Source organism: Deinococcus sp. (assembly GCF_030523985.1).
Classification (GTDB): Bacteria; Deinococcota; Deinococci; order Deinococcales; family Deinococcaceae; genus Deinococcus.
In genome coordinates, this window is the sequence record NZ_JAUNHK010000197.1 from 1 (window position 1) to 1,985 (window position 1,985).

At 67.6% G+C, this 1,985-nt stretch carries 4 protein-coding genes; 3 read left to right on the top strand and 1 reads right to left on the bottom strand.

Annotated elements, in window-relative coordinates:
• The coding region (locus tag Q4C89_RS14890; RefSeq protein WP_303103405.1) for a DUF4127 family protein at positions 1–280 on the bottom strand (280 nt) is incomplete at its 3' end.
• 73 nt (positions 281–353) lie between these two features.
• On the opposite strand from Q4C89_RS14890, the gene Q4C89_RS14895 reads away from it, so the two are divergent.
• Genes Q4C89_RS14895 through lepB form a run of 3 tightly spaced genes read left to right on the top strand, consistent with a single transcriptional unit; the run spans position 354 to position 1,719 of the window.
• Positions 354–671, top strand: a complete 318-nt coding sequence (locus Q4C89_RS14895; protein WP_303103406.1) for a PadR family transcriptional regulator — start codon at positions 354–356, stop codon at positions 669–671.
• A complete protein-coding gene (locus Q4C89_RS14900) occupies positions 671–1,015 on the top strand; it encodes a hypothetical protein (RefSeq protein WP_303103407.1) in 345 nt (114 codons plus the stop codon). Before Q4C89_RS14895 ends, Q4C89_RS14900 begins: the two co-directional genes overlap by 1 nt.
• Entirely contained in the window at positions 1,012–1,719 is a 708-nt protein-coding gene (gene lepB, locus Q4C89_RS14905; protein ID WP_303103408.1) for a signal peptidase I, read from the top strand. The genes Q4C89_RS14900 and lepB overlap by 4 nt, the downstream gene beginning before the upstream one ends.
• The last annotated feature ends 266 nt before the right edge of the window (positions 1,720–1,985 follow it).

Consider the following 1,985-nt stretch of genomic DNA (forward strand, 5'->3'; position numbering starts at 1 on the left):
GGCTGTTGCGCGACTGCACCAGTCCGCCGTAGGCCAGCGCGTCCAGCGACACGATCAGCGGCCCCGTGCGCGGCTGGGCGCCGAGCCACTCCTGCAGGGTGACCGCATTCCCGCCCTCACCCAGTCGCCCCAGCAGCGCCGCGTCAGGCACGGCCACTGGCCCCAGCAACCCGGCGATCTGGGCGGGCAGGGTCCGGGTGGCGGGCCGCGAGTCGAGCGGCAAGAGGGTCTGGGCCGAAGCGAGGCCACAAAACAGCAGGGCAGACAGAGCAAAACGCATGGGCCGAGACTAAATGGCGGGCATGAGAGGGAAACATCATTCTCACGTTCTGATATCGGAATCTGATAGTCCAATGGACTTGAACCTGTTGCGGGGCAATCTCGACCTGATTTTGCTGAGTGTGCTGGAACGTGAGGCGGGCTATGGGCAGGACATCGCCAAGCGGGTGAGCGCGCTGACGGGCGGAGAAATTCGCCTGAATGCGGGCAGCCTGTATCCGGCCCTGCACCGTCTGGAGGGCGCGGGCTACCTGCAAGCCAGCAGCGCCGTGCCTGCGCGGGGTGGGCCGCCCGTCAAAACCTACGCCCTGACGAACGCGGGCCGCGCCGAGTTGCAGCGCCGCCGCGAAAGCTACCGCAGCTTCGACGAGGCGCTGAGGAGGCTGTGGTGATGGGAGAGGTGCTCATTCCGCCTGCCGCCGAGCGTGCACTGACCCAGGCGACCTGCCTGTTGCCCCGTGCCAGACGCGCCGAGGTGCGGGCCGAACTACTGGGCCACCTCTGGCAGACCCAGTTGGACACGCAGGTGGGTGGCCTGGACGAAGACGGGGCATGGGCTGCCGCCCTGGACGACCTCGGCCCACCGCTGCGGCTGGCGCTCGGGCTGGGCTGGGGGTACTGGCGGGGGGCGCTGATGCGTGCCCTGCTCGTCGGGCTGGCGCTGGGGAGCGTGGGATACGCTATGCAGACCCATTCGCCTTCCGCGCAGACCGTGACGCAGGAGGCGCGACCATGAGAGGCAAAGCGGCAGTGCAAAAGCTCTGGCGCGACTGGCTCTCGCCGCTGGTCTGGGGACTGCTGTTCACACAGTTTGCGGCCTCGGCAGTGCGGGTGGACGGGGCCAGCATGATGCCCACCCTGCGCCACGGCGAATGGCTGGCGCTGCCTCAGGTCGAGGGCTGGGCGCACCGCCTGGGCCTGGGCCGATATGGACGCGGCGACATCGTGGTGTTCAAGCCGCCCGCCAGCGCGACCTTCGAGCGCACCAACATCTACCGGGGGCTGCGCTTGCCCTGGTCGTACCGTCCGTACCTGGTCAAGCGGGTGGTGGGTTTGCCGGGCGACACCGTGCAGATGCGGGCCGGGCGGCTCTACGTTAACGGGCAAGCAGTGAGTGAACCGCGAGTGCTGAATCACTGGGCGCAGTTTTGCCCCGACACGTCCAGCCCGCTGAGCAACACGCCGCCGCTGAAGGTGCCCGCCGCGCACTATTTCGTGATGGGCGACAACCGCAGCCCCGGCGGCAGCCTGGACAGCCGCGTCTTCGGCCCGGTGCCGGCCTGGGACATCAGCAGCCGGGCGGTCGCCAGCTTCTGGCCCCTGCTGCGAAAAGAGCAGGCGCGGCCCCCCTGTGACGGGCAGGCCGCGCCGGAGCGCCGGGTCGAGTTGTCGGGAGAGGTCACGCTCAATCCGCGCTGGCTGGCAGGGGAGAGCCGCTAAGTACATCGAACCTAACATTTCGCATTTTCGGAACAGAACCGAAAACGCTTCATTCCCGGTTCGACGTACTTTTTTCGGTACTCGCTCCGCTCGGTTCATCTAAAGATGAACTTCGAGGTACTTAGTCTCTCCGCCTCCCGGCCCCGGCCTCAGAACTTCAGGTGGTACTCGGCAAAGCCGTCGTCGCGGGTCTTGACGAAGCTGGCCCCCGTCGGCAGGAACTTCTGCGCGGTGGGGCTGCTCGACACCAGCAGGGTCACGCCGGG

Coding starts and splice junctions, on each gene's coding strand:
- Q4C89_RS14895 (WP_303103406.1), top strand. CDS start 354: ATGGACTTGAACCTGTTGCGGGGCAATCTCGACCTGATTTTGCTGAGT.
- Q4C89_RS14900 (WP_303103407.1), top strand. CDS start 671: ATGGGAGAGGTGCTCATTCCGCCTGCCGCCGAGCGTGCACTGACCCAG.
- lepB (WP_303103408.1), top strand. CDS start 1,012: ATGAGAGGCAAAGCGGCAGTGCAAAAGCTCTGGCGCGACTGGCTCTCG.